The following is a 26417-nucleotide window of genomic DNA, read 5'->3' as shown; positions in this document are numbered from 1 at the left end:
TTACTCCCTCCTTTTTGTATATATTTTAGCATTATCATTTAATGCACCTTCAAGTCCTAACTCAAATCCATCCTGGTTTACAACTATGTATTCACCCTCAACACACTTTTTATAAAGGTCATAATCATAAGAAATCAGGGCATGCTTTACTTGCATGCCCTGATATATTTCTATCTCTTCGCCGTTGACAAAAACTTTAATTTTTTCCTTCAACTATTTAATTACTATACTCCTTCCTTCAACTTTAGGACTTATAGGAGAATGCTTTTTAAGATATTCTACAAATACGTCTCTTAGCATATCTCCATAGGTTATATTCTTACCTCTTGTGAATGCTATAAACTTATCTCCGCCTGCTGCAAGAAAATCATTAGTTACTACTCTATAAACCTTGTTAGGATTTAATGGTTCTTCATTAACAAAGACCTCGATCACCCTTGATCCTATTGGTCTTTTCATATCATATTTTACTTTAATTCCTGCAACTTGTAAAATACCCTTCTCTAAAGTGGCACTTTGCTCTAATAGATCTAAGATATCTTTTCCTGTAAGATCCATTTCTACCAAGACGTTATCAAAGGGTAGCAAGCTATAAACTTGCTCCATAGTTATTTTTCCTTTTGGAATATCTATTCTTATTCCCCCACTATTTTGGAATGCTATTTGGGCTTTACTTGCCTCAAGCATAGCATCACAAATGGCATTTCCAACATTGGACTCTTCATTGTAATTCCTTACAAGATCTACTAAAGTTTCTCCTACTACCTTAGAGAACTCCTCTTTTAATTGACTATTGTAAGTTTCAATTAAATTTGCTACTTCTGTATCATATTTATTTTCAGGGGCAGCAAACACAGTCTTTAACTCATTTTCTCTTGTAAAGTCAAGGATAATTCCTGTCTCTGGTTGTATTTTAAGGTCTAATACTCCAAGATATATTCCATTGTATCCTGCTTGGACAATAATAGTTCCCCTTACAATAGTGGGTTTTGTCACTACTGTGTGGCTATGTCCTCCCACAATTACATCTATTCCTTGGACATTCTCAGCTAACTTTTTATCAGCATCATATCCTAAATGGGAAAGAACAACTATTAATTGAGCTCCTTTCTCCTTTACCTCTTTTATTAAGTTTGGTAATACTTTTTCTGGCTCTAAAAAGGTCAAGTCTTTTACATAGTCCGGTTTTACGATGTAGGCTGTTTCAGGAGTAGTTAAGCCTATAATTGCAATCTTTAGCCCCTTTCTTTCGAGAATTACATAGGGTTTTACATTGGGAAGATAATCTCCATTCTTAATTATATTGGAAGCTAAGTATGGAAAGTTAGAATTTTTGATCCATGTTTGAAGGAGTTCTTGTCCCCAGTCAAATTCATGATTTCCAATAGTCATGGCATCAAATTTTAGATAATTCATCATTTTTATTACAGGTTCCCCTTTGAATATGTTAGATATGGGGGTTCCTTGGAACATATCTCCAGCTGAAAGAAGAATTGTTCCATCGGGATTTTTGGATCTTTCTTCATTTATGAGATAAGAAAGGTAAGCACCACCACCTACAGGGATAGTCTCACTTATACTTTTTACAATGTAAGGTTGTAGTCTGCCATGGAAATCGTTAATGTGGAGAATTTTGATCTCAATAGGCTTTAACTCTTGAGCAAAGATAAGGGAAGAGAATAGGAAGAACACAATTAGTAATAAGGAAAACTTTTTAAAATGCCTCATTGCAATGACCCCCTTTCATTGTTTTTACAGGAATAATTTTATCACATTATTTGTAGATATTCTCTTAAAAACTTATAAGCTTATGTTAAGAAAAATTTAATAAGTATAAAAATACCAAGTAAAACTCCACTCTTTAATACGTAATTGTAAAAGCTTTTCCAATCGGGTTTAAAGTACTCCTTAGTTAGTATTAGACATAAATGCAAAGGAGATACCATTATTCCTAAGAAAGAGCTGATAAAAGCAAGAATAATATATTTTGAAGGATCCTGATAAGGAAGCATCTTTATAAGGATGGGAAATGTGATTCCTACTGTTGCTGAAGTTACCCCTGTAAAGATTCCTATAATTAGGGGTAGGGCAAAAAATATTAAATAAGTGGGTATAAAAGAATAGTTAAGAGAGTAAGCAATATCCGAGACAGCACCAGTGATTTCAAGCATTCTTTTGAAGATCATTACTCCAACAATTAAGATTAAATTCTGGATATTTATTGAGTTAAGGAGTAGATTTTTAATTCTATTAATGTCAAATTTTAAAACTAAAAAAAGAACAATGTTTAATCCTATGAGAGTGTATAAAAGATCAGAGTGAAGGAAGATTACGAGAATTAATAACACTAATATAGGTAGAATAGAAATTAAAAAAGTAGGAAGGGGATTTTTGATTTCCTCTTCTTTTTTCTCTTCTGTAGGAGTCTCTTCTAAGTTTTCAAGATTTTCAGTAATTTCCTCATTGGGATTTTCTAAATTTTCTTTTTCTTGCCTATATTCTTGATTAGAATTAGCTCTATAAAAAGCAAAAAACAATCCAATAGCAAGTACTGCAAGCCCATAAGGTAGGGCTTCTCTTACAAAGAAGTTTAAAGGTCTTTCTGTTAGTACGGAGGCTAATATTATTCCGGGATATATGGGGAGAAAGGGTTCCCACACATGTCTAAACCAGTAGTTTATATAACTTTTTCTTTCTGGATCGATATTATTTTCCTTAGAAAGTTCTTCAAGAAGAGGTGCGGAAAAAAGGGCTCCACCTACTGATGGAAGGAGTCCCATAATTATAGGCATAGAGATTAATCTAAGTCTAATATCATTAATAAGCTTTTTAAAAGATAAAACCATGTTTTTAAGTAAATCTTTTTCTCTTAAAATGTTTTCAAATAAGGCAATAAGATACAGGATAAGCACAAGTTTGATAGTATCTAAGCTTGAGAGTCCTTCCCAAAAACCTTTAAGGATCATATTAAAGGGAATGCCAAAACTAATTCCCATGATGAGGCTTCCACCAAGGAGAGCCCAAGCAAGAGGAAAGTTTTTAGTTAACAAAACTACAATGATTCCAAGAATTATACTGACCTTAAGTAAAGCTATCATTTTATCACCCCTATCCATAGGTTTAATGTGATCAAGGAGAGAAGAGTAGAGTATGTGATTACCTGAGATGTAAATACATAATCTAAATTAAATTGAAGGGAAAGAACAAGAGCGGTAAGCATAGAGGGCATTGCTGATTCAAGAACAGTAACTTTTAAAGGAATATCGCTAAGATTTAATAATTTTGCAGTAATTAAAGCAAAAAGAGGAAAAAGAATTAATTTTAAAAGCACACCTACAGAAACTCCCATAATGGATTTATTGTCTTTGTAAGGTTTAGAGAGAGAAAGGCCAAGAAGAAACATCATAAGAGGAGTTGTAGCTCTTCCGAGAATAGAGAAACTTTCAAGGAGAAAATCTGGAATATTAATTTTTTGAAAGAGAAATCCTGCGATCAAAGCCCAAAGGGGAGGATTTATTAGTATTCTCTCAATCCCCAAAAATCTTCTATTAGTGGTTTTTTCTGGTTTAACAAGCAGACTAATTACTAAAATTCCAATGGTATACACAAAGACAATCATGCCCAATTGATCATAAAGAATAGCAAGGGTTAGACCTTGGTTTCCAAAAAGTTTTTCCATTATAGGATATCCCATAAAGGTGACATTTCCCCCAATACTTACAAGGAATAAACTTCCTATGGTCTCCCTACTCAGTTTAAGTATGAAACCAAGAAATATTGAAAGAGTGCCTACTATGAAGCTTATTATCCATTCAGTGATGGCCACTTTAAAAGAACTTATTTGGGGAGGATTTGTATAAATGGAATAAAAGACCAGGGCAGGAAGAGAAAAGTTGTACACAAATTTTGAAATAACCTCTTTGTCCTCTTCTTTGAAGAGATAGTTTTTGCCTAAATAGCCTAATAAGCTAATTATTATTAATGTTATTAATATTTTCAGCATTTTTTCTTGGATCCTTAACTCCATATATAAAAAATACAATATTGATTATACTGATTAGAAGACATGTCATAAATAGAAATCGAAAGCCTTTTACGTCAGCAATTTTACCTGCAATTAGTGGTGCTACAAAGGAAAAAGGAGAGAGAATAAGACTTAGAGCTCCAATATAGAGCTCTTTGTGTTGGGGAGGAGAAATTTCAAGAACCATGGCAGAGTCTCCAACCCAGAAAGCGCTATTTATAAAACCAACTAAAATGAATGCAATGTAAAGATAAGATATGTTTTTTGCAAAGAGAAGGATGAGAATATCAAGGAATATAAGAATTCTTCCTATAAGTAGTGGAAGCTTGTGACCATATTTATCTCCAAGGGGACCTAAAAGGAAAGAAGAAATTGCTTGAGATATAAGAAGAATTGCTGTGAAATCTGCTGCTACTTTGTCGGGTATGGAAAAAGTCTTAGAAGCAAATACTACTACAAAGCTTATGAAGGGAACAGAAAAAGCATTTAGAATTCTTGCAATGACATAGTTTTTAAAATTCTTGTATTTAAATACAGTTTTAATACTTTTAATATACTCTACGAGGGGGATATCAGGGTTTTCTTGATCGTCAGGATATTCTCGTGTCAAAGCAAGGAATGCGAAGGATATAAGAAGAGCTATGCTAGCGCATAAGAAAGAATAACCAAAATTATGGGGAAATGGATACTTTGAGAGTATTATTCTTGCAATACCTGCTCCTCCAACTCCCATTATTGCTCCAAGACCATTTCCCATGGCAAAAAATACTCCTCTTTTTGATGGCTCTATTACTTTTCCTATCATACTCATCCAAGGAGGTCCAAGGAATCCCATGGAAAAGGTAGCAATTCCCAACATAAGAAGAGATAAATAGAGGGCAAGAGTTGAGTTATTAGGAGCGACAAAAAAAGCTATAAGTGCCATGAAGAGGTAAGGAAGCCTCTCTCCCATAGTGACTTTGAGCACTAAGTGTAATTTTATCTTATATTTTTCAGAATATTTTGCCCCTATTATGGCAGGTATTGCCCATCCCAAGTTTGCAATAGCAGGGATCAGACCTATTTCTAAATTGCCTGCCCCTAAATGTTTTGCAAAAAGGGGAAGAAGGGTCTGAATTGACCCAAAAGTCATTCCTAAATTAAAGAAGGCATTATCTATGCTGTTTACTATAAAATTCCAACGATAGTCTTTTTCTTTTAGACTCATAACTTGTATGATATCAAATTTTGCTTTATAAGGTAAGTATAATATAATTTTCTATTAAAAATATTCCATAGGGAGGAAAGATTAATGGGGAATCTTAAAGGGAGAGATTTACTTTCTATTCTTGATCTTTCAAGGGAGGATATGGAACAAATATTTCATCTTGCTAAAAATCTAAAATCTGAGTATTATGCAGGAAAAAAGATTCACGATTATTTGAAGGGTAAGACAGTAGCTTTATTCTTTGAAAAACCTTCCACAAGAACAAGAATTTCTTTTGAGGTTGGAGTATATCAATTAGGGGGTTATCCTTTGTATTTAAATGCTCAAGAGATGCAACTCAAAAGAGGAGAAACTATAGCTGATACTGCAAGGGTATTGGAGAGGTACGTAGACGGAATAATGGCAAGGGTTTATTCTCATGATACATTAGTGGAACTTGCTCAACATTCATCTATTCCTGTGATTAATGGGCTTTCTGATCTGGAACATCCATGTCAAATTATAGCTGATTATTTTACTATTATTGAGAAAAAGGGTTTTAGGAAGCTAAAAGTAGTCTATCTGGGAGATGGTAATAATGTGGCAAATTCTCTAATTCTTGCGGGAGCAATTTTAGGTATGAATGTGGTATGTTCTTCTCCTTTTCAGTTTATGCCTCCTAAAAAGATATTGGATGAAGCAAATAATCTTGCTAAAAAATATGGGGGAAAGGTGGAAATAGTGGAGGATCCTAAGGAGGCTGTTAAAGGGGCAGACGTTATCTATACTGACGTATGGGTAAGTATGGGACAGGAAGAGGAAAAAGAGCTAAGGAAAAGGGTTTTCCCTCCCTATCAAGTTAACAAGGAATTAGTTTCCTTAGCTAAGGAGGACGTTATTGTTATGCATTGCCTTCCTGCTCATAGGGGTGAAGAGATTACCGATGAAGTTATAGATGGACCTAATTCGGTAGTTTTTGATGAGGCCGAAAATAGACTTCATGTACAGAAGGCAATTATGGCTTTATTGGTATAAAATTTTATAGTAAAATAAGTACGAGGGGATATGAAAAGAATATTAATAAAGTTTGGGCTTCTTTTTATCTTTTTTGTATTGCTTCTTATCTTATCTAACCTTAATTTTTTTAAGGTATGGGAGAAGCAAACAATAGATCTTAGATTTCATTTAAGAGGAGAAATTGCTCCCTATAAAGATATAGTTATAGTAGGCATTGACGATAATTCTATTTTGGAACTTGGTAATTGGCCCTGGAATAGGAGTATTCATGGTAAGCTTCTTGATGTATTAAAAAGAGAGAGTCCTAAACTTGTTGTTTTTGATATTCTTTTTGATACTGTTACTCCCTCCGACGTATTCTTAGCTGAAAAAGTAAAACTATCTGGTAATGTTATTCTTTCTGGATATCTTCAAAGTTATTTTGATAAGAGATTAAAAATTAATGTGATGTCTTTAAAGGAGCCTGTTGGTATCCTAAAAAGTTCTGCTCTTGGCAGTGGCTATAGTAATTTATATATTGATGAGGATAACAAGGTAAGAAGGGTAAAAATTTATGAAAATTCTGGCTCAATAAAATATTACTCTCTTTCTCTTGTGGCTTATAAATTTATAAGTAAACAAGACTTATCATCTCTTGTCTTGAAATTACCTTCGGATTTCTATATTAACTTTAGGGGAGGAGAGGGAACTTACAAAATTTATTCTTATATTGATGTTTTGAGAGGAAATTTTCCAAAAAATACTTTTAAGAACAAGATAGTTCTAATAGGTGCTGTAAGCCCTGTATTAAAAGATCTTTTCTTGCATCCCTTTTCGGGATTCACCTCAAGATTAGGAGTAAATTATTCCTATATGTCTGGAGTGGAAATTCATGCAAATATAATTGATAATTTGTTTATGCATGACTTTTTTGTCCCAATTTTTCCGGGATTTGTTTTCATTATAAATTTTCTTGCAGTATTTTTGCCAGGAGTTCTTTTTGGAAGGAGAATTATACTGAATCTTTTCTTAACTTTTTTGTTTATTTTCCTCTACTTTATGTTCTCTTATCAGGCTTTTATAAATAAAGTTTTACTTCCTTTAGTTTCGCCTTCTGTAGGTCTGATCTTTTCATTTTTAGGAAATGTAATTTATTTGAATTTAGTACCCAAGGAAAGATTAGAAGGTGTAGTAATAAAGAGGAGGTATAAAATACTTAAGAAGCTTGGATCAGGCGGAATGGCATCAGTTTATCTTGCTTTAGATAGGAAAACAGAGAAAGAAGTTGCTATAAAAATTCTTCATCCTCAATATGCTGAAGATAAGGAGGTATTAGAGAGATTTTATAGAGAGATAGAGATCTGCAAGGTTCTTGATCATCCTTATATTGTGAAAATTTTGGATCATGGCAAAGAAAATGATTATGTCTTTATGGTTATGGAGTTTGTTAATGGTAAGGATTTGAAGAAGATTATAGAAGAGAGGAAGAGAATTCCTGTTTCTATGGCGGTTGAGATTGTTAAAAAAGTAGCCGAAGCTCTTTCTTATGCTAATTCAAAAAATATAGTACATAGGGATATAAAACCCCAGAATATTATGATTACAAAAGATGGTAAAGTAAAGCTTATGGACTTTGGGATAGCTCGAATTGGAGGGCTTTCTACATTAACCCAAACAGGTATGTTTATGGGTACTCCACAGTATGCCTCTCCAGAGCAGTTAGAGGGTAAAAAAGTAGATGTAAGGTCGGATATATTTTCTCTTGGGATTGTTTTTTATGAGATGTTGACAGGAATTCTTCCATATTCCGAAGAAACTACCATTTCTCTTATGCTGAAAAGATATCAAGAAGATTTACCTGATGTAAGAACTATAAATCCTGAGGTTCCTGAAGGAATAGCGAAAATTATTGAAAAGATGACCGCGAGATTTCCTGAATTTAGATATCAGACTCTAGAAGAGCTTCTTGAGGATTTAAAAAGAGGATACCCTCTTCATCCTTATGATAGGAAGAATATTTTATCATCTGATACTATAATTAAGAGGGATAATGACAAAGAGAGTTATTGAATTATAAACACTTAAATACTAAAACCACATCTCCTAATTGAACAATATCTCCATCATGAAGTAATTCTTTTGTTACTTTAATACCATTTACCATGGTTCCATTGGCGCTTCCTAAATCTTCTATGAAATATTTGTCTTCACTACGAATTATTTTGGCATGAAATCTGGAAACTGTAGGATTAGGGATAACAATATCATTTTCCTGCTCTCTTCCTATGGTAGTTTCGTCTTTTACAATTTTAAAATCTTTCCCTCTATTTTCTCCGTGTTTTACTATTAGATATGCCCAATTTATAGGAAGTAAAGAGGCATCAAGCTTCATGGTATTGGAAGTGCCTATTATTTCTTCGCCTTTCTCTAATTTGTGAAATTGAGGTTTTTTCTCTTTTCTTAATCTCAAGATTATATCTATAGCTAAGAGAATGATAAAAAGGATCAGCAGTATGTATAAAGTAATACTCATAGGAATTCCTCCTTCCCTTATTTTTGAAAACTTTCTAAAGTATACTATACGAAACTTTTTTTGGACAATATTTGTTAAATTTTTTTTAATCTCTGTGTAAATATGCAATTTTATGGTATAATTTTTCAAAATTTAAAAGGAGGTAACGTAAAGTGGAAAGAGAAAAAGTAGTATTAGCCTATTCTGGTGGTTTAGATACTTCTGTGGCAATAAAGTGGCTCATGCAAAAATATTCACTTGATGTGATAACCTTAACGGTAGATATAGGTCAGGGTATAGATCTTAACGAGATAAAAAATAAGGCAGAAAATTTGGGGGTTGAAAAAGCTTATGTGTTGGATTTAAGAGAGGAGTTTATAAAAGATTACATTATTCCTGCTATAAAATCTAATGCCATGTATGAGAGGGTCTACCCTCTTGCTACTGCTTTATCCAGACCTTTGATTGCAAAATATTTGGTGAAGGTAGCTAAAGAAAATGGTGCAAAATATGTAGCTCACGGATGTACAGGTAAGGGAAATGATCAGGTAAGAATTGATTTAGGAGTCAAAGCCCTTGCTCCTGATCTAGAGATTATTGCTCCTGTGAGGGAGTGGAATTTTTCGAGAGAAGAGGAGATTGAATATGCCATAGAGAATAATATTCCTATTCCGGTTTCTCGAAAAAATCCTTATAGTATTGATGAGAATTTATGGGGTAGGAGCATAGAAGGGGGTATTTTAGAGGATCCTTGGCAAGAACCCCCCGAGGATATTTATTTATGGACAAAATTGGAGAATAAAGAGCCATCCTATATTGAGATAACCTTTGAGAAGGGTATTCCAGTAAAGTTAAACGGTGTTGAGAAGGATCTTGTGGGGCTTATAGAAGAGCTGAATAAAATTGCAGGAAGTTACGGTATTGGAAGAATTGATCATATAGAAAATAGGCTTGTGGGGATTAAATCAAGAGAAATATATGAGGCTCCAGCTGCTTTGGTTATTATAAAAGCCCATGAGGCTTTAGAAGATCTTGTTTTGCCAAGAGAGCTTGCTCATTTTAAGAGGATGCTTGAGGATAAATATGCTGAGCTTGTATATTATGGACTTTGGTTTGATCCTTTCCGAGAAGCTCTTCAAGCATTTATGGATAAGACTCAAGAAAGGGTAACAGGAAAGGTGAAAATAAAACTTATTCCTTGGAGTTTTTCAATAGTTGGTAGGGACTCCCCTTACTCCTTGTATGACCATAGTCTTGCTACTTATGATAAAGGTAGCACTTTCTCAACAGAATCTGCTGTTGGCTTTATAAAGCTTTTTGGGCTTCAAAACTATCTCTATGCCTTGAAGGGAGGTAAAAATGCTTAAAGTAGGAATAGTTGGGGCCTCGGGATATGTGGGACTTGAACTTACGAGAATACTCTTAAGACATCCTCAGGTAGATAAGCTTTATCTTTTCTCTGATCACTTTGAGGATTCGTGGGTTTTTAAGTCGGAAAAAATTTTTATTACTGATAGAAGTACTTATAGTGAACTTTACAAGGATTTAGATGTAGTATTTTTTGCTCTTGGAAGCGGGGAGACTTTGGGATTTTTGAGTAAAGGAGAAATTCCAGAAAGATTTATAGATATGAGCGCTGATTTTAGGTTTAAAAATCCGGGAGAATATGAAAGGGTTTATGGAATAAAACATAATATGCCTGAGATTTTAGAAAAGGTAGTATATGGTCTTCCTGAAATTTTTAGAGATAAGATTAAAGGCGCACAGTATATAGCTAATCCTGGATGTTATCCTACCGCATCTCTTCTGGGACTTTTTCCCTTGATAAAAAATAATTTAACCTATGGAAATGCTATTATTGATGCTAAGTCTGGTATTTCAGGGGCAGGTAGAAAACCTACTGATAAAAGTATATATGGCAATATAGCTGAAAATTATCAAGCTTATTCAATACTAAATCACAGACATCAACCTGAAATTGAAAATGTAATTAAGGAGATAGGATATTTAAGGGTTTTGTTTGTTCCTCAACTTATTCCAGTATTTAGAGGTATGTTTGTCTCCATATATGTTCCTCTTAGAGATGAGATAACCTCTGAGGATTTGTATCAGATTTTTAAAGAGGTATATGAAGATGAATATTTTATAAAAGTATTACCTCCATCTTGCTCTCCAGAGATTAAAAAGGTGAGAGGAACAAATTGGGCAGTGATAAGTGCTCAGGTGGATAAGAATACAAAAAATGCTGTAATTTTGGTTGCCATAGATAATCTAATAAAAGGGGCAGCAGGGCAAGCAATTCAGAATATGAATATTATGTTTGGTTTTGCGGAAAGTTTAGGACTTGACTTTTTACCTTTATATCCATAAAGAGAAGAGAGGTTGAATAATATGTCTTGGAAAACAGAAAAGTTGTATCTTACCAACATAAAGGGAGTAAAGGCTGCTGCTGTTTCTTGCGGATTAAAAGAAGATAATAAATTAGATCTTGCATTGATAGTGCTTGATAAACCTGCAAAGGCAACTGCCATGTTTACAAGGAATACAGTTAAGGCTGCCCCCGTAATAGTTTCTAAGAAACATTTAGAGAAGTATGGTCTTGTTCAAGCGATAATAATAAATAGTGGCCAGGCAAATGCCTGTACTGGAGGAAGAGGAATTAAAGATGCTGAATTTATGGCTGAGGAGGTAGCAAAAAGGGTTGGAATTGAAAAAGAATTAGTTTTTGTGGCTTCTACGGGGAAAATAGGAGCTTATCTGGAAAAAGAGAAAATAGCTTATGGAATAGAACTGGCCTATAAAAATTTGTCGGAAAATTCTGGAGAGAGTATAGCAGAAGCTATTATGACTACAGATACATTTCCCAAAATTTCAGGAGCAAAAAGGGGAGATGCCGTTATAAGTGGAGTAGCAAAAGGAGCAGGAATGATTCATCCTAATATGGCTACTATGTTGGCTTTTATAGGAACCAATGTAAAGCTTGGCAGTGAAGAGTTAAAAAGAGTTTTAAAAAAGAGTGTAGATAAATCTTTTCATCAGATAAGTGTGGATGGATGTAGTAGTACCAATGATACGGTTCTTCTTTTCTCTACAGGTGAGGTTTTAGATAAGACTTTTCAAAAGGGGTTAGATATGGTTGCGCAAGATCTTGCTAAGATGATTGCAAGAGATGGTGAAGGGGCTAAAAAGCTTATTGAGGTGATAGTGGAGAAGGCAAGAAGTTTGAAAGAAGCGAAGGTTATAGCAAGATCGGTGGTTGTATCTAATCTTGTGAAGGCGGCAATTGCTGGAGGTGATGATAATTGGGGGAGAGTTCTTGCAAGTATAGGACAGACTGAATACTCTTTTGATCTCAATAAAATAGAGCTTTATATAGGTGATCATTTAGTCTTTGCAAAAAATGAACCTTTAGGTTATAATTCACAGGAAGTGAAAAACTACTTAAAGGGTAATGAAGTAAGAATAAGAATAATACTCAACGAAGGCAGATACAGTGCAATTTCCTGGGGATGTGATCTTACTGAAGAGTATGTGAAGATAAACGCATACTACAGAACATGAGGTGGAAAGATGAAAGAAGATAGGTTTTTCCCTGTGTATAAGAGATTCAAGCCTGTGTTTGTAAGGGGAGAGGGAGTTTGGTTATTTGATGATCAAGGGAAAAAATATTTAGATCTTACCAGTGGAATAGGAGTGAATGCTTTAGGACATTCTCATCCAGAGATAGTTAAAAGGGTGAAAGAGCAGATAGAAAAATTGAGTCATGTCTCAAACCTATTTTATAATCTGCCGCAGTTTGAGCTTCTTGAAAGGCTTGCCTCCCTTACAAAAAGGGAGGCATTTTTTTTATGTAATAGTGGTGCCGAAGCTGTAGAAGCAGCAATTAAGTTATCCAGAAAATATTTTGATGGCCAAAAATGGAAAATTATCAGTATGAATAATTCTTTTCATGGAAGAACTTATGGTGCTCTTTCTGCTACAGGACAAAAAAAATATCACGAAGGTTTTGGGCCTCTTGTTCCGGGATTTATTTACGTTCCCTATAACGATGTTTCAGCCCTTGAAAGTGCTATTGACGAGGAAACTTGTGCTGTGATTTTAGAGCCTATACAAGGAGAGGGAGGAGTAAATCCTGCAGATAAAGAATATTTAAAGAGAGTAAGAGAAATAACAAAGGAGCGAGGAATTCTTTTGATCTTTGATGAAATTCAAACAGGTATAGGAAGGACAGGATATTTCCTTGCCGAAGAATACTATGAAGTAGAAGCAGATATAATCCTTCTTGCAAAGGCTCTTGGAGGAGGTCTTCCTCTTGGAGCTGTATGCACTTCAAAAGATATTGCTCAAGTAATGGGTCCTGGGTCTCATGGTACTACTATGGGAGGAAATCTTGTGGCATGTGCCGCAGGTACTGCAGTTCTTGATATTGTAGGTAATGAGAAGTTTTTGAGAGAGGTAAGAGAAAAAGGAAGATTTTTAGAGGAAAAACTAAAAGACTTATTGGAGCTTCCTATAGTTAAAGAGATAAGAGGTAGAGGACTTATGTGGGGTATAGAGCTAAAGGATATAAAGGTAAGGGAACTTCAGGAGGAATTGATAGAGGAAGGTGTACTTGTTCTTTCTGCAGGAGAAAATGTCTTGAGGCTTCTTCCTCCTTTAATAGTAACTAAAGAAGAGTTAGAAAAGGGTATAGAGACTATAAAAGAAGCTTTACAAAAGAGGTGTTAGTAATGAAAGGAAAGGAAGCTATTCTTGTTTTAGAGACAGGGCATAGTTTTATAGGGGAAAGTTTTGGATATGAGGGCGAGGTAGTAGGAGAGATCGTTTTTAATACAGGGATGGTGGGATATCCTCAAACTTTAACAGACCCTTCTTATGCTAATCAGATAATTGTGTTTTCTTATCCTCTCATAGGAAACTATGGGGTAGATACGGAAAGACTTGAAAGTTCAAAGATTCATTGTTCGGGGGTTGTGGCAAGGGAGTTTAATGATTACAAGTTTCATTGGAATAGTAAAAAATCTCTAAGGGAATTTTTGATTGAAAACAAAATTGTAGGAATTCATAAAGTAGATACCCGAGCCATAGTGAGAGAGATAAGAAAATTTGGTACCATGAAGGCAATTATATCTACAAAAGAAAAAGATGTCTTTGTGCTTGCCAAAAAGCTTCTAAAATATGATTTTAATTATCTTGACTTAGTAAGAAGAGTTACTACTACGGTACCTTACGAAGTAAATCCAGAGGGAGATAAAAAATTAGCCCTTTTGGATTTTGGAGTAAAAATGGGTATATTAAGGGAGCTTTTAAAGTATAATTTTAGAATAAAAGTCTTTCCCGCTTGGACCTCTTTTGAAGATATTAAAAGCTATAATCCTGATGGTATAGTCTTATCTAATGGTCCTGGGGATCCTTCTAACGTGCCCTATGTTCAAGAGACTATTAGAAGGATTATGGCTCTTGAAAAGCCAGTTCTTGGGATATGCCTTGGTATTCAACTTATAGCTTTAAGCCTTGGTGCAAAAACTTATAAATTAAAGTTTGGACATAGAGGGGCTAACCATCCTGTATACCATGTGGACTCAGGAAGGACTTATATAACTTCTCAAAACCATAGCTATGCTATAGACGAGAGGACTTTACCAAAGGGCTTTGAAGTGAATTATTATAATCTGAACGATCATACTGTGGAAGGAATAAAACACAACTTTTTGCCTCTTGTAGCGGTACAATTTCATCCAGAGGCATCTCCAGGTCCATGGGATACCAAATTTATATTTGAAGAGTACTATAGACTTTTTGATTAGTGAGGTGAGATATATTGAGTAAATATAAGAAGGTTTTAGTTATAGGTTCAGGACCTATAGTGATAGGACAAGCGGCAGAGTTTGACTACTCCGGTACTCAGGCTTGTAGGGCTTTGAAGGAAGAAGGGGTTGAAGTAGTACTTATCAATTCAAATCCTGCTACTATAATGACTGATTGGGAGATGGCTGATAGAATCTACATAGAACCCATAACTGCGGAAGTGATAGAAAGAATCATAGAAAAAGAAAAACCTGATGGCATAATTGCTACTCTTGGCGGACAGACAGGTTTAAACCTTGCCATGGAGCTTGCCTCTATAGGAATACTTGAAAAGTATGGTATTCCTCTTCTTGGAGCATCTCTTGAATCTATTAGTATGGCTGAAGATAGAGAACTTTTTAGGAAGAGAATGGAAGAGATTGGAGAACCTGTACTTCCAAGTGTGGTTGTAAGGTCCATGGAGGAAGGGAGAAAAGCTCTTGAGATAATTGGATTACCTCTTGTCATTAGACCCGCTTATACTCTTGGAGGAACTGGTGGGGGAATTGTAGAGAGCGTTGAAGAATTTGAGAAGGCTCTTTTAAGAAGTTTAAAATTGAGTCCTGTGAGCCAGGCCCTTCTTGAGAAAAGCGTAGTAGGATGGAAGGAAATTGAGTTTGAGGTAATGAGGGATAGAAAAGGTAATGTGATTACTGTTTGTAGTATGGAGAATGTGGATCCTATGGGCATACATACAGGAGACAGTATTGTGGTTGCGCCAACTCAGACCCTTAATGACACAGAGTATCAAATGCTGAGAACAGCCTCTTTAAAAATAATTACTGCACTAAAAATTGAGGGTGGATGTAATATTCAATATGCTTTAAATCCTAATAAAAGGGAATATTATGTGATTGAGGTTAATCCAAGAGTAAGTAGGTCCTCTGCTTTGGCGTCTAAAGCTACGGGTTTTCCTATTGCAAGACTCACAGCCAAAATTGCTCTCGGAAAGACTCTTGATGAAATAAAAAATCCTGTAACCGGTGAAACTTATGCAGCTTTTGAACCTGCCCTGGATTATGTGGTGATAAAGATTCCAAGATGGGCTTTTGAGAAATTTAGAGTTAAAGATAGAAGATTAGGCACCCAAATGCAGGCCACAGGTGAAGTTATGGCTCTTGGAAGAACTTTCGAAGAGGCATTGCTGAAGGCTTTAAGGTCTTTGGAGGTTGATGCAGGGCTTTTTGATAGAAGGTATTCTTATTTTAGCGATGATGAAATAAGAAAGTATTTAAAAATGGCTGATGATAGGAGATTATTTTTACTTGCTGAAGGCTTTATGAGGGGTCTTACGGTAGATGAAGCTTACGAATTAACTAAGATAGATAAATTTTTCCTTACCAAGATATACAACCTTATAGAGGTCTCCAAGAAATATAAGGGTAAAAGTCTAAGTGAGCTTTCTCCTGATGAAATTAGAGAACTTAAAAAGATGGGGTTTGGGGACTATGATCTTTCTTGCTTCTTAAATGCTACAAAAGATGAAATCTTTGCTTATAGAAGGCTCCATAAAATCTTTCCGGTTTATAAGATAGTTGATACTTGTGCGGCAGAATTTTCTGCAAATACTCCTTATTATTACTCTACTTATGAAGAGGAGAATGAGGCTCAGAAAAACCCACAACGATCTGTTGTAGTGCTTGGTAGCGGTCCTATAAGAATAGGACAGGGAATAGAGTTTGATTACTGCACTGTCCATGCTGTAAAGGCTATTAAAGAAGAAGGTTTGGTGTCCATAATGATTAACAATAACCCAGAGACTTTAAGTACTGATTTTGATATGTCGGATCGACTATATTTTGAGCCTCTGACCAGTGAGGATGTTACTAACATTATGGAGCAAGAAGAGCCTCTTGGGTTCCTCTCCCAATTTGGAGGCCAAACCGCTATTAATTTATCAAAGAATCTTGAAAAAAGAGGTTTTTACCTCCTTGGAACATCTCAAAAGAGCATAGATCTTGCAGAAGATAGAGAAAAATTTGATAGATTCCTAAGAAAAAATAAAATCCCAAGACCTAAAGGATTTTATATAAGAAATATTAATGAAGCCAAGGAGGTAATAGAGGAAATTGGATTTCCAGTACTTTTGAGGCCATCTTATGTGCTTGGTGGAAGGGCTATGATTATTGTTTACAATATGGAAGATTTAGAAAGTTATTTTGAAAGAAAAGATATAATCTTACCTTTGTGGATGGATCAATTTATAGTGGGTAAAGAGGCGGAAGTAGATCTTCTCTGTGATGGAAAAGAAGTATTTATTCCTGGGATTATGGAACATATTGAGAGGGCTGGTATTCATTCAGGAGATAGTACTACTGTTTTTCCTCATTATACACTCTCTCAGGAAGTGGTAGATAAAATTGTAGACTATTCCACAAAAATAGCTCTTGGACTTGAAGTTAAGGGGCTTTTGAATATTCAGTATGTAATATCTTCTAAGGATGAAGAAGTATATGTCTTAGAGGCAAATCCAAGAGCCTCAAGAACTATTCCTTATCTTAGTAAAGCTTTAAAATTACCTTTAGTAAAATATGCTACAAAAATTGCTCTTGGTTATACTCTGCGAGAGCTTGGGCTAAAACCTGGACTTTATCCTAAACCCAATTATTATGCTGTAAAAGCCCCTGTTTTCTCATTCACAAAAATAAAGGGTGCAGAAGTAGAACTTGGTCCTGAAATGAGATCTACAGGGGAGGTTATGGGAATAGATTATGAATGGTCTAAAGCTCTCTATAAGGCACTATATGCTAGTGGAGTAAAAGTTCCCATAAATGGGGGTAAAATATTTGTTACCACTGTTATTCCTTCTAAATGGAAAGAATTAAAAAAATTAGGCTTTAAGCTCTTTTCTCTTGAAAATCATGAGGATTTTACAAAGGTAGAGATGAGAGGAGACGAATTATCTACTCTTACTAATTATGATTTTGACCTTGTAGTGGCTGTGAACGATAAAGACAAGCCATGGAGGAGGGCATGTTTTGATATTGGACTTTCTTGTATTGTTTCGGAAGACATGTGGAATGCGGTGGTAAAGATGATTATGGAGTTTGGAGATAAAGATATAGATTATAGAGCAATTCAGGAGTTTTATGAGGAGGAAGTATGGCTCTCTGGGGAAGCCGCTGGAGAAAGCCGTTAGATAAAACGGTAGAAGATTTTACATATTCACTTGACTTTGATAAAAGACTATGGAAGGCAGATCTTACAGGTACCCTTGCCCATGTAATTATGCTTAATAAAATTGGAGTTATTTCAGAAGAGGAATTAAAAACTCTGAAAAAGGAGATTAAAAATCTTTATCTTGAAATTCTAAATAATCCTGATTTAATAAGAGATAGCGAAGATGTTCATACCTTTATTGAGGAAAATTTGACTAAGAAAATTGGAGATATAGGCAAAAAAATTCATACAGGAAGAAGTAGAAATGATCAGGTAGTTCTTGATTTGAGACTTTATCTAAAGGAAGAAGCTTGTAATATAGCGGAGTTACTAATAGATTTAAGAAAAGTCCTTTTTGATCTTTCAGAGAAATTTATAAACGTACCTATGCCAGGATACACTCATCTTCAGCAGGCTCAGCCTGTAACTCTTGCTCATTATTTTTTAGCTTATGATGCTATGTTTAGCAGAGATTTGGAGAGGTTAGAAGATATATATAAGAGGATTGATGTTATGCCTCTTGGCTCTGGTGCTCTTGCAGGGAGTAATATTCCTCTTGATAGAGAGTATACTGCAAAGCTTTTAAGATTCTCAAAGATCTCTGATAATAGTATGGATGCTGTGTCTGATAGAGATTTTGTGCTCGAATTCCTTTTCTTCTCGGCTCTTGTGTATACTCATCTTTCTCGCCTTGCTGAAGAGATAATTCTTTGGTCAACTAAGGAATTTTCTTTTATAAGACTTCCTGAAGAGTACTCTACAGGAAGTAGTATGATGCCTCAAAAAAGAAATCCTGATGTAGCAGAACTTACAAGGGGAAAAACTGGAAAGGTTATAGGAAACCTTGTAAATATGTTTACTGTGGTGAAAGGGTTACCTTTAAGTTATAATAGAGATTTGCAGGAAGATAAACCATCTTTATTTTCTTCTGTGGATGAACTAAAGATAACATTAAAAGTTTGGACTGGGTTTTTATCTCATATTGAATTCAATATTGATGGGATGTATAGGTTTTCCTCTGAGGATTTTCTTTTTGCTACTGACATAGCTGAATATCTTGTGCTAAAAGGTATGCCATTTAGGGAAGCACATAAAGTTGTAGGAGAGATAGTTAGATTTTGTGAGGAAAATAATAAAAAATTTAGAGATCTTTCTCTTGAAGATTGGAGGCGTTTTTCGGATCTTTTTGATGAGAGTGTATTTAGTTTATTAACTCCAGAAAGCAGTTTAAAATTTAAGAAAACCTATGGAAGTCCTAATCCAGATATAAATAGAGAAGTAATTAAAAAGAGAAGGGAAGAAATGAAAAATACAATTGAAAAATGGAATATTTTGAGAAATAATTTACCTGATTTAGCGAAGTTGTTAGAAGGACTTTACTAAATATAGTCTTTTATAGGCTTAAGATCTTCATAGTTATAGAGTATACCCATGGCTTTATTTTCTGCCTCAATATCTGCTTCTATTATGCCAGCAATAGGATTTAACCCCCCCACTATTACAAGGGCTGAGGTTCCTTGAGTAACAGGAACACCAAAAAGTTCTTGATTGGGTTTTCCTAAGTAGATTTTGCCTTTTATATCTATTTCTTTTAGCTCTTCAATTATATTTTGAGCATCCTCCCGAGCAGAATTAGGTATTTCCCTAAAAGTAGCGAGAACTCTTCCTTCTTTCTTTTTTACCACTGAAGAAATAGAAGTCATCTTACTTTTTATGAATATTTCTAAAGGATCAAGAGTTGAACCATTGTAGGTGATTGCTTCTAAGAATCTTGTAGGTTCATGATCTTTTACTTCTAAAACTCCTGCGAACTTTGCATTCACAGGAATGCCATTTTTTATAAGGACACCATGGATGGTTACGCTACAAACAGTTCCTAAAATTACAGATTTTTCAGGGACTATTACCCCTGGAATTATTTCCTCCTCTTTTTTATCAAAAATAATGATTTTCTCACTTATCCCATAGCCCTTTTTAAGTATATCTTTCATTATATTTAAAGATTTTTGGAGATCTTTTTTAGGAATAATAGAGAGGTTTAGAATTACTTTCCCCTTCCCTGTAGATCTATCAAGGGTAACTTGATAAGCAAGATTTTCTATTTTGCTTATAATAAAGCCTAACTTATCAGCTATTAAAGCCTTTTTAATCTCTTCTCTGCCCTTCTCTGTTATAAGTCTTCCCTTTTTTCCTACTACTTTTGTTAGTCCCCGTTCGTCCATTATTTTTAAGTGATATCTCACAGCTCTATCACTTAGCTCTATACCTTTCTCCAAAAGCTTTTCTGATATGGTATTAGCACCAACAGGCTCGTTATAGTTGTTGAGTATCTCAAGGATGGCAATAACTTTTCTTTCAATATCCTTATTCATTGCTCTTTATTTAATGTATGTATGGAGATGGGGGAAAGAAGAGATCAAAATCGTCTTCTTGCTTTAGCCAACCTTCTTGTTGTAAGAATTTTTTAGTAGCTAAAGCAAGGAATTGAGCGAGAATCATTAAATCATCACTATCTACTTCCTCGTCAAATTCATCTTTTAACCTATCGGAAAGTTCCAATTTATCAACATAATTCTCAAGAGCTGTATAATAAAAGGCAATTAATTTTTCTTCCCAATCAAAGGTAGATTTGAATCCCTTTTTCAATATAAGCTCCTCCTAATTATTATTGTTCTTTCTTTAAATTAATTTGTACTGCAGGATCTTCAAGAACCCACCTTAATACAGAGATTATTCTTTGGGCTGTTTCTCTCCTTATATACTCTGGGCCAAAGCTATCTAATAATTTTGAATGTTTATAGTCACTTAATTCTTGTATTAATTGTCTTATTTCTTCCGGTTTTCTCATTTCTATCTCTTACCTCCTTGTTTATTGTAGTTTTTATATTGTGCCTTGGATAGTTTAGCATAGAATAAGGTCTGTGACAAGAATGTGTTAGAATTAGATATATGAATATTGAGAAGGGGGAATAAAAAGTATGGAGATAGTCTGGACAGGAAGTAATTTGATAAGTCTTTCTTTAACAGAAGAAATAGATTTGATAAAGGAATATTCAAAACTTATAATTTTTGATCATCACAAATTGGTCAATTTTTTAAAGGGGAATGATAAGGAGAAAATAAAGGATATTTTGCTACGAAATGATATAAAGCCTTTGTTAATCTCTCATGATTTCAAACTCCCTTTAGAAGGAGAAAATAAGGAGATTTTAGAAATTTATGAGCTTTCAAAAGAATTAGACCTTCCTTTTCTCCTTATTAATCCTTGTGAGAAGCCCTCTAATATAAGCTTTAATGTGGCTTTGGAGATGTTTGCAAAAAATCTTTCAAGGTCTTTATCAAAGATTGATTTGCTAATAGTAATAAGGATAAATGCTTTCTCAGTAGTTAACACTTTAAGTAAAGCTTATAAGGTTTTGAACTTAATAAAAGAGAGGGAAAGATTAAGTTTAGCTTTTGATACTTTTCATTTTTACTTAGGTGGAGAAGATTTTGATGTATTTAGAGATAAGGATTTTTCTCAAATAAAATTTGTTTTTTTAAAGGATGCAGAAAACGTTCCAAGATATTATCTAAAAGAAAATCAGCAAGTTTTTCCAGGCGAAGGGGTTATTCCTTTAGTTCAGATTTTAACTTATTTAAGAGATGGGGGATTTAATGGGTATATTGTTCCCGAGGTAGTAAGGCCAGAATACGAGAAGATGAAGCCAGAAGAATATGTTTCTAAATTAATGGAAACTACAAGAAGGATAATGAGTTATCTATAAAAGTTTTTTGTTTTTGATTCCTATTAGTAATTTTTTACCGGTCTTTTGTAGAAAATTTTCATCTTATAACTCTATTGACATTTTTACACCCTATAATATTATAATTAAACATAGAAATATACTTTAATTTTTTATTTTTGTAAAAATTTTTCTTAAAAGAAATTATCATAGTGCTCAATTAGGAGTTGAAGAGGATATATTGAAGCAGATTAGACAGGGAGCTAATGTAGGGCAGAACACCGATGCTGCAAGAATGGCTATGTATTTGCCAGAAATTGGTGTTATGAATTGCCCTTACTTTGTGGACAGTCCTGAAGAGGTGGCAAAGTTAAAGAAGATGCCAACAGTACATAATTGGTTAAAGACCCTTGAGGAGAAATATGGCTTTAAGGTACTTTCTTTTACTTGGATTCAAGGATTCAGACATTTTATGACTAATAAACCCATTAAAAAACCCGAGGATTTAAAAGGGTCTTAGAATAAGAACTCCTGGAACTCCAGTTTGGCAAGAATCTATCAGAGCTCTTGGAGCAACGCCAGTTGCTCTTGCTTTTGGAGATGTTTATCCTGCTCTCCAGCAAAAGGCTATAGATGGTGTAGAGCTAGTATATAACAACATACCAGGAATGAGACTTTATGAAGTATTAAAGTATGTGAATGAAACTAGACATATTCTCCTTATTAACTTTGAGGTTGTTAGTGCTAAATGGTTTAGAAGCTTGCCACCTACTTATCAGAAGATCTTAGAAGAAGAATGCGATAAGGCAGGACTTGAAACAACCAAGGTTGTGTTCCAGAGAGAAGAAGAAGTAAAGAAGTTAATACAAGAAAAGGGTATGGTAATCGTCCCTACAAAGGATATTGATCTTGAGGCGTTTAAGAAAGCTGGAGAAAAGGCTTATGAAGTATTAAAGGTAAAAGAAGTGAAAGATAGAATCTGGAAAGAGCTGAGGAAGAAGTAGGTGAAAAATTTCAAGGGGGTCCGTTCAATGTAGGACCCCCTTAAATTTTCTCTATTCTTACAGGAGGAGTTGAAAAGCAATGAGAAAAATATATGAGATATTAGGAAAGATTGAACTATATATGGCAGAAATTCTTTTGGTCTTAATTGTAGTATTGGTTTTTTCTGCCGGTGTCTCAAGAACTTTAAGAAGTCCTATATATTGGGCTAATCCATTAGCAAGCTTCTTTTTTGCTTGGGCAACAATGTTTGCGATGGATGCTGCTTATAGAAGAGATAAACTTATGAATGTGGATCTTTTAGTTAAAAGACTTCCTCAAAGGGTTCAGAGTTATATAAAAATTTTTAACTACATTATTATTTTAGCTTTCTTAATTTATCTTATTGTGTTTGGGATTAGACTTGCTTTTGTCCAAAAATATAGAACCTTCGAAGGAATGTATGGTTTTAGCTATATGTGGGCTACTTTAAGTATTCCTGTAGGTTCTTTTCTTTTGGCAATAACAACCATAGTAAAAATTATTGACGAAATAAATAATTTGAGGAAATGGAGGAAATAGCTATGCTGTTGGTTATAATCTTCTTTTTCCTTTTTATGCTCCTTGGAATGCCTGTAGTTTTTGCTATAGCAATTTCAGGTTTTCTTTTCTTTTTACAACACCCAGAGATTCCAATAACAACTCCTATTCAATTGCCTTTAACCCAAAATATTAACTTTGCATTACTTGCTATTCCTTTATTTATTACTGCTGGGAATATGATGAACTATACTGGTATTACTAAGAGATTAATAGATCTTTCTATGGTGCTTGTAGGACATTTAAGGGGAGGACTTGCTCATGTGACTTGTGTCCTTTCTGCTTTGATGGGAGGAGTATCAGGTTCTGCTATTGCAGATGCAGCAATGGAAGCGAGAATGCTTGGACCTGAGATGATAAAAAGGGGACTTCCTAAGGGTTATGCAGCAGGAGCTTTGGTTTATTCTTCTCTTGAAGTTCCAACTATCCCTCCAAGTATAGGATTGGTTTTGTTTGGAACCATTGCCCAAGTCTCCATAGGAAGATTGTTTGCAGGAGGCATTATTCCAGGACTTTTAGTGATGACATTTTTAATGATTACTGTTGCAATTACTTCTCGTATAAGAAATTTTGCACCTTTAAGAGAAAAGAGAGCTTCTATTGTGGAAATTGGAATTTCTTTCATAAAGAGTATTTGGGCTATAATCTTTCCAGTAATACTTATTGTGGGATTGAGAGGAGGACTCTTTACTCCCTCTGAAATTGGAGCTTTATGTGTGGTATATGCATTGTTTGTAGGGATTTTGGCATACCGAGAATTGACTTTAAAGAATTTCATCGAGGCTCTTAGAGATTCTACTATAGATATAGGTGCAACTATGTCTTTAATTGCTTTTTCCAATATATTTTCCTATGGAATTGTTTGGGAGAGAATTCCAGAAATAATTTCCAGCTGGATTTTAGGTATAACAACTAATCCTTACATTTTTTATTTGATTTTAATTGCTTTACTTCTTGTTGCTGGATGTTTTATTGACGCTACTGTTCTTATATTGATGCTAACTTCTATATTTTTCCCCATCGCTATTAAGCTTGGTATTGATCCTGTACATTTTGGACTTGTCTTTGTTATGACTTGTGCTATAGGTAATTTTACCCCTCCTGTAGGTGCTGCCATGTATGCGGTATGTACGATTCTGGATGTTAGCTTAGAGGAGTTTTTAAAAGAATCCTGGCCTTTTCTTTTAGCTGTAGTCCTTGCGATTGTTACTTTGATCTTCTTCCCAAGTCTTGTGCTCTTTATCCCAAACTTAATCTTTGGAAAATAGGAGGGAGAAAAGATGAACTTTAAGGGTAAGGTAGTTCTCATTACTGGTGCAGGTTCTGGTATTGGAAGAAAAACTGCTATTATGTTTGCAGAAAGGGGAGCAAAGGTAGCAGTAAATGATATTTCGGAAGAAAAAGGTAAGGAAACTGTTGAAATCATAAAAAATAATGGTGGTGAAGCTATTTTTATTTTGGGAGATGTCTCCTCTCCTAAGGATGCCGAAAGGATAATAAAAGAAGTGGTTGAAAATTTTGGCAAGATAGATATCCTGGTTAATAATGCTGGAATAGTGGTATATGGTAAGGTGGAGGATACTTCTGAAGAAGATTTTGATAAGACCATGCTTGTGAATGTAAAAGGTCCCTTCTTCCTTTCAAAGTATGCTGTTCTTGAGATGAAAAAACAAGGTGGAGGAGTAATAGTAAATGTATCTTCAGAGGTAGCATTGAAGGCAATTCCCGAAAGATGTGTTTATAGTATGTCAAAGGGAGCCCTTATTTCTTTGACAAAATCTATGGCTATTGACTATGCAAGAGAAAACATAAGAGTTAATGCGGTATGTCCAGGAACCACTTTTACTCAAGGACTTGCAGAAAGGTTAAAGAAATTGCCTAATGCTGATGAGGTATTAAAGCAGATGTCTGAAAGACGTCCTATAGGAAGATTGGGTAAAGAGGAAGAGATTGCTTTTGCTATACTTTTTGCTGCTTGTGATGAGGCAGGGTATATGACTGGAAGTATTATCTCCATTGATGGAGGATTTACCGCTTAGGGAAGGAACAAAGATGTTCCTTCCCTTTTTACCCTTTAATCCCTCAGAAGCTGTTCCTCCTTATTGAAAATTTTTTGCAATTTTGTATTATTAGTATTATAATTATTTTCGAAAAGTATATCTAAAAAGTATAAATTGGAGGGATGAGAATGAAACCAAGAAAAATAAAGGAAAAGGTTTATTATGTGGGAGTGCCTGATTGGAACAGGACACTGTTTGATTCTCTTATTCCTTTGCCTGATGGTACCAGTTATAATGCCTATTTAGTTATAGGAAGTGAGAAAACTGCCTTGATAGATACTGTTGATCCCACTAAAAAAGATATACTATTCTCCTATTTTTCTAATATATCTAAAATTGACTATGTAATATCCCATCATGCCGAGCAAGATCATTCAGGAAGTATTCCTTTTGTTTTAGAAAAATATCCATCAGCTAAGGTAGTGACCAATCCAAAAGGTAAGGAGCTTCTTAAGTCCCATTTACATATACCTGATGATAGATTTATTACAGTGAATGATGGTGAAGAGCTTTCTCTTGGAGATAAAACTTTAAAGTTTATATATACTCCTTGGGTACACTGGCCCGAGACCATGGTAAGTTATCTTATGGAAGATAGAATTCTTTTCACCTGTGATCTTTTTGGTTCCCATTATGCTACTTCAAGTTTATATGTGGAGGATGAAAAAATTGTTTATGAGGCTGCAAAAAGATATTATGCCGAGATCATGATGCCATTTCGTAGTATAATTCAGAAAAATTTGGAAAAGATTAAAGAACTTCATATTGATTTAATAGCTCCAAGTCATGGGCCTATTTATAATAACCCTAATTTTATTATTAATGCTTATAAGGATTGGATAAGTGAAGATCCTAAAAATATAGTAGTTCTTCCCTATGTTTCTATGCATGATAGTACGAAAATAATGGTGGATTATTTAGCAGATAAACTTATTGAAAAAGGAATTGCTGTAGAGATATTTGATCTATCCACTGCTGATATTGGAAAGATAGCTATGGCACTTGTGGATGCTGCAACCATTATAGTGGGAACTCCTACGGTACTTGCTGGACCTCATCCAAAGGCTCTTTATGTTACTTACCTTGCAAATGTTCTTAAGCCAAAGGCAAAGTTTGTATCCATAATTGGATCTTACGGATGGGGTGGAAGAACTCTTGAAATCTTAAAGAATAATCTTACAAATTTGAATGTAGAAATATTAAATCCTGTGCTTGTTAAAGGACTTCCTGAGAAAGAAGATTTTAAATTATTAGATGAGCTTGCTGATGCTATCTATTTAAAACATAAAGAGTTAGGTTTAACTTCCTAAGGGGAGGGAAATTTTCC

23 protein-coding genes and 1 pseudogene are annotated in these 26417 nt (G+C 34.5%); 15 read left to right on the top strand and 9 right to left on the bottom strand.

All coding sequences use genetic code 11. From position 1 onward, the window contains the following. From ACP5QL_RS02065 to ACP5QL_RS02045, 5 genes are all read right to left on the bottom strand, one after another. A complete protein-coding gene (locus ACP5QL_RS02065) occupies window positions 1–213 on the bottom strand; it encodes a hypothetical protein (protein WP_272996595.1) in 213 nt (70 codons plus the stop codon). Next, window positions 214–1728: a bifunctional metallophosphatase/5'-nucleotidase gene (locus ACP5QL_RS02060; protein ID WP_012584140.1), complete on the bottom strand. Its 1515-nt coding sequence runs from the start codon at window positions 1726–1728 to the stop codon at window positions 214–216. A gap of 80 nt (window positions 1729–1808) precedes the next feature. Continuing rightward, on the bottom strand, window positions 1809–3098 hold the full coding sequence (locus ACP5QL_RS02055) for a DUF401 family protein (protein ID WP_012584139.1): 1290 nt from the start codon (window positions 3096–3098) through the stop codon (window positions 1809–1811). Continuing rightward, entirely contained in the window at window positions 3095–4003 is a 909-nt protein-coding gene (locus ACP5QL_RS02050; protein WP_272996596.1) for an AEC family transporter, read from the bottom strand. The genes ACP5QL_RS02055 and ACP5QL_RS02050 overlap by 4 nt, the downstream gene beginning before the upstream one ends. Next, entirely contained in the window at window positions 3969–5231 is a 1263-nt protein-coding gene (locus tag ACP5QL_RS02045; protein WP_273334428.1) for an MFS transporter, read from the bottom strand. The genes ACP5QL_RS02050 and ACP5QL_RS02045 overlap by 35 nt, the downstream gene beginning before the upstream one ends. 84 nt (window positions 5232–5315) lie before the next feature. Between ACP5QL_RS02045 and argF the strand changes: the two genes are divergently transcribed. Together argF and ACP5QL_RS02035 are read left to right on the top strand one after the other, a co-directional pair. Further along, window positions 5316–6245, top strand: coding sequence for an ornithine carbamoyltransferase (argF, locus tag ACP5QL_RS02040; protein WP_012584136.1), 930 nt, complete (start codon window positions 5316–5318; stop codon window positions 6243–6245). Window positions 6246–6275: 30 nt separating this feature from the next. Then, a complete protein-coding gene (locus ACP5QL_RS02035; protein WP_424662576.1) occupies window positions 6276–8276 on the top strand; it encodes a CHASE2 domain-containing serine/threonine-protein kinase in 2001 nt (666 codons plus the stop codon). A gap of 1 nt (window position 8277) precedes the next feature. Here the strand turns inward: ACP5QL_RS02035 and ACP5QL_RS02030 are convergent, their stop codons facing one another. After that, window positions 8278–8739 carry an FHA domain-containing protein gene (locus ACP5QL_RS02030; RefSeq protein WP_012584134.1) on the bottom strand — a complete coding sequence of 154 codons (462 nt, stop codon included), beginning with the start codon at window positions 8737–8739 and terminating at the stop codon, window positions 8278–8280. 152 nt (window positions 8740–8891) lie between these two features. On the opposite strand from ACP5QL_RS02030, the gene ACP5QL_RS02025 reads away from it, so the two are divergent. From ACP5QL_RS02025 to argH, 7 genes are read left to right on the top strand one after another with little or no spacing between them, the layout of a single operon-like run. Next, window positions 8892–10085: an argininosuccinate synthase gene (locus tag ACP5QL_RS02025; protein ID WP_012584133.1), complete on the top strand. Its 1194-nt coding sequence runs from the start codon at window positions 8892–8894 to the stop codon at window positions 10083–10085. Further along, entirely contained in the window at window positions 10078–11088 is a 1011-nt protein-coding gene (gene argC, locus ACP5QL_RS02020; protein ID WP_272996600.1) for an N-acetyl-gamma-glutamyl-phosphate reductase, read from the top strand. Before ACP5QL_RS02025 ends, argC begins: the two co-directional genes overlap by 8 nt. Before the next feature lie 21 nt (window positions 11089–11109). Then, on the top strand, window positions 11110–12279 hold the full coding sequence (gene argJ / locus ACP5QL_RS02015; RefSeq protein WP_012584131.1) for a bifunctional glutamate N-acetyltransferase/amino-acid acetyltransferase ArgJ: 1170 nt from the start codon (window positions 11110–11112) through the stop codon (window positions 12277–12279). 9 nt (window positions 12280–12288) lie between these two features. After that, a complete protein-coding gene (locus tag ACP5QL_RS02010; protein WP_273334424.1) occupies window positions 12289–13446 on the top strand; it encodes an aspartate aminotransferase family protein in 1158 nt (385 codons plus the stop codon). 2 nt (window positions 13447–13448) lie between these two features. Next, complete coding sequence (gene carA / locus ACP5QL_RS02005) at window positions 13449–14525, top strand: glutamine-hydrolyzing carbamoyl-phosphate synthase small subunit (RefSeq protein WP_012584129.1); 1077 nt, start codon at window positions 13449–13451, stop codon at window positions 14523–14525. 14 nt (window positions 14526–14539) lie between these two features. Beyond that, window positions 14540–17704 carry a carbamoyl-phosphate synthase large subunit gene (gene carB / locus ACP5QL_RS02000; RefSeq protein ID WP_273334422.1) on the top strand — a complete coding sequence of 1055 codons (3165 nt, stop codon included), beginning with the start codon at window positions 14540–14542 and terminating at the stop codon, window positions 17702–17704. After that, window positions 17668–19107 (top strand): argininosuccinate lyase, encoded by a 1440-nt coding sequence (gene argH / locus ACP5QL_RS01995; protein ID WP_012584127.1) that lies wholly within the window; start codon window positions 17668–17670, stop codon window positions 19105–19107. Before carB ends, argH begins: the two co-directional genes overlap by 37 nt. Here the strand turns inward: argH and ACP5QL_RS01990 are convergent. The 3 genes from ACP5QL_RS01990 to ACP5QL_RS01980 are packed head-to-tail and all read right to left on the bottom strand — an operon-like array spanning window position 19104 to window position 20572. Then, window positions 19104–20096 carry a DUF128 domain-containing protein gene (locus tag ACP5QL_RS01990; protein ID WP_272996602.1) on the bottom strand — a complete coding sequence of 331 codons (993 nt, stop codon included), beginning with the start codon at window positions 20094–20096 and terminating at the stop codon, window positions 19104–19106. The two genes, argH and ACP5QL_RS01990, sit on opposite strands and share 4 nt — an antisense overlap. Before the next feature lie 10 nt (window positions 20097–20106). Further along, window positions 20107–20370 carry a hypothetical protein gene (locus tag ACP5QL_RS01985; protein WP_428125110.1) on the bottom strand — a complete coding sequence of 88 codons (264 nt, stop codon included), beginning with the start codon at window positions 20368–20370 and terminating at the stop codon, window positions 20107–20109. A 19-nt stretch (window positions 20371–20389) separates the two neighbouring features. Further along, window positions 20390–20572 (bottom strand): hypothetical protein, encoded by a 183-nt coding sequence (locus tag ACP5QL_RS01980; protein ID WP_012548709.1) that lies wholly within the window; start codon window positions 20570–20572, stop codon window positions 20390–20392. Between the two features lie 130 nt (window positions 20573–20702). Between ACP5QL_RS01980 and ACP5QL_RS01975 the strand changes: the two genes are divergently transcribed. The 6 genes and pseudogenes from ACP5QL_RS01975 to ACP5QL_RS01950 all read left to right on the top strand — a co-directional run bounded on the left by ACP5QL_RS01975 (window position 20703) and on the right by ACP5QL_RS01950 (window position 26400). Further along, window positions 20703–21491, top strand: a complete 789-nt coding sequence (locus ACP5QL_RS01975; protein ID WP_012584124.1) for a sugar phosphate isomerase/epimerase family protein — start codon at window positions 20703–20705, stop codon at window positions 21489–21491. A 163-nt stretch (window positions 21492–21654) separates the two neighbouring features. Then, window positions 21655–22453, top strand: a pseudogene (locus tag ACP5QL_RS01970) (C4-dicarboxylate TRAP transporter substrate-binding protein); the annotation flags it as partial. A 79-nt stretch (window positions 22454–22532) separates the two neighbouring features. Further along, a complete protein-coding gene (locus tag ACP5QL_RS01965) occupies window positions 22533–23012 on the top strand; it encodes a TRAP transporter small permease (protein WP_012584120.1) in 480 nt (159 codons plus the stop codon). Between the two features lie 2 nt (window positions 23013–23014). Then, window positions 23015–24298 (top strand): TRAP transporter large permease, encoded by a 1284-nt coding sequence (locus ACP5QL_RS01960; protein WP_428125107.1) that lies wholly within the window; start codon window positions 23015–23017, stop codon window positions 24296–24298. Window positions 24299–24310: 12 nt separating this feature from the next. Further along, window positions 24311–25069 carry an SDR family NAD(P)-dependent oxidoreductase gene (locus tag ACP5QL_RS01955; protein ID WP_012584118.1) on the top strand — a complete coding sequence of 253 codons (759 nt, stop codon included), beginning with the start codon at window positions 24311–24313 and terminating at the stop codon, window positions 25067–25069. Window positions 25070–25218: 149 nt separating this feature from the next. Beyond that, window positions 25219–26400, top strand: a complete 1182-nt coding sequence (locus ACP5QL_RS01950; protein ID WP_012584117.1) for an FprA family A-type flavoprotein — start codon at window positions 25219–25221, stop codon at window positions 26398–26400. Window positions 26401–26417 lie beyond the last annotated feature (17 nt).

This window comes from Dictyoglomus sp. (assembly GCF_049968615.1).
Classification (GTDB): Bacteria; Dictyoglomota; Dictyoglomia; order Dictyoglomales; family Dictyoglomaceae; genus Dictyoglomus; species Dictyoglomus turgidum.
Note: the sequence above shows the minus strand (reverse complement) of the source record. Positions and strands in the feature narration are given on the sequence as shown.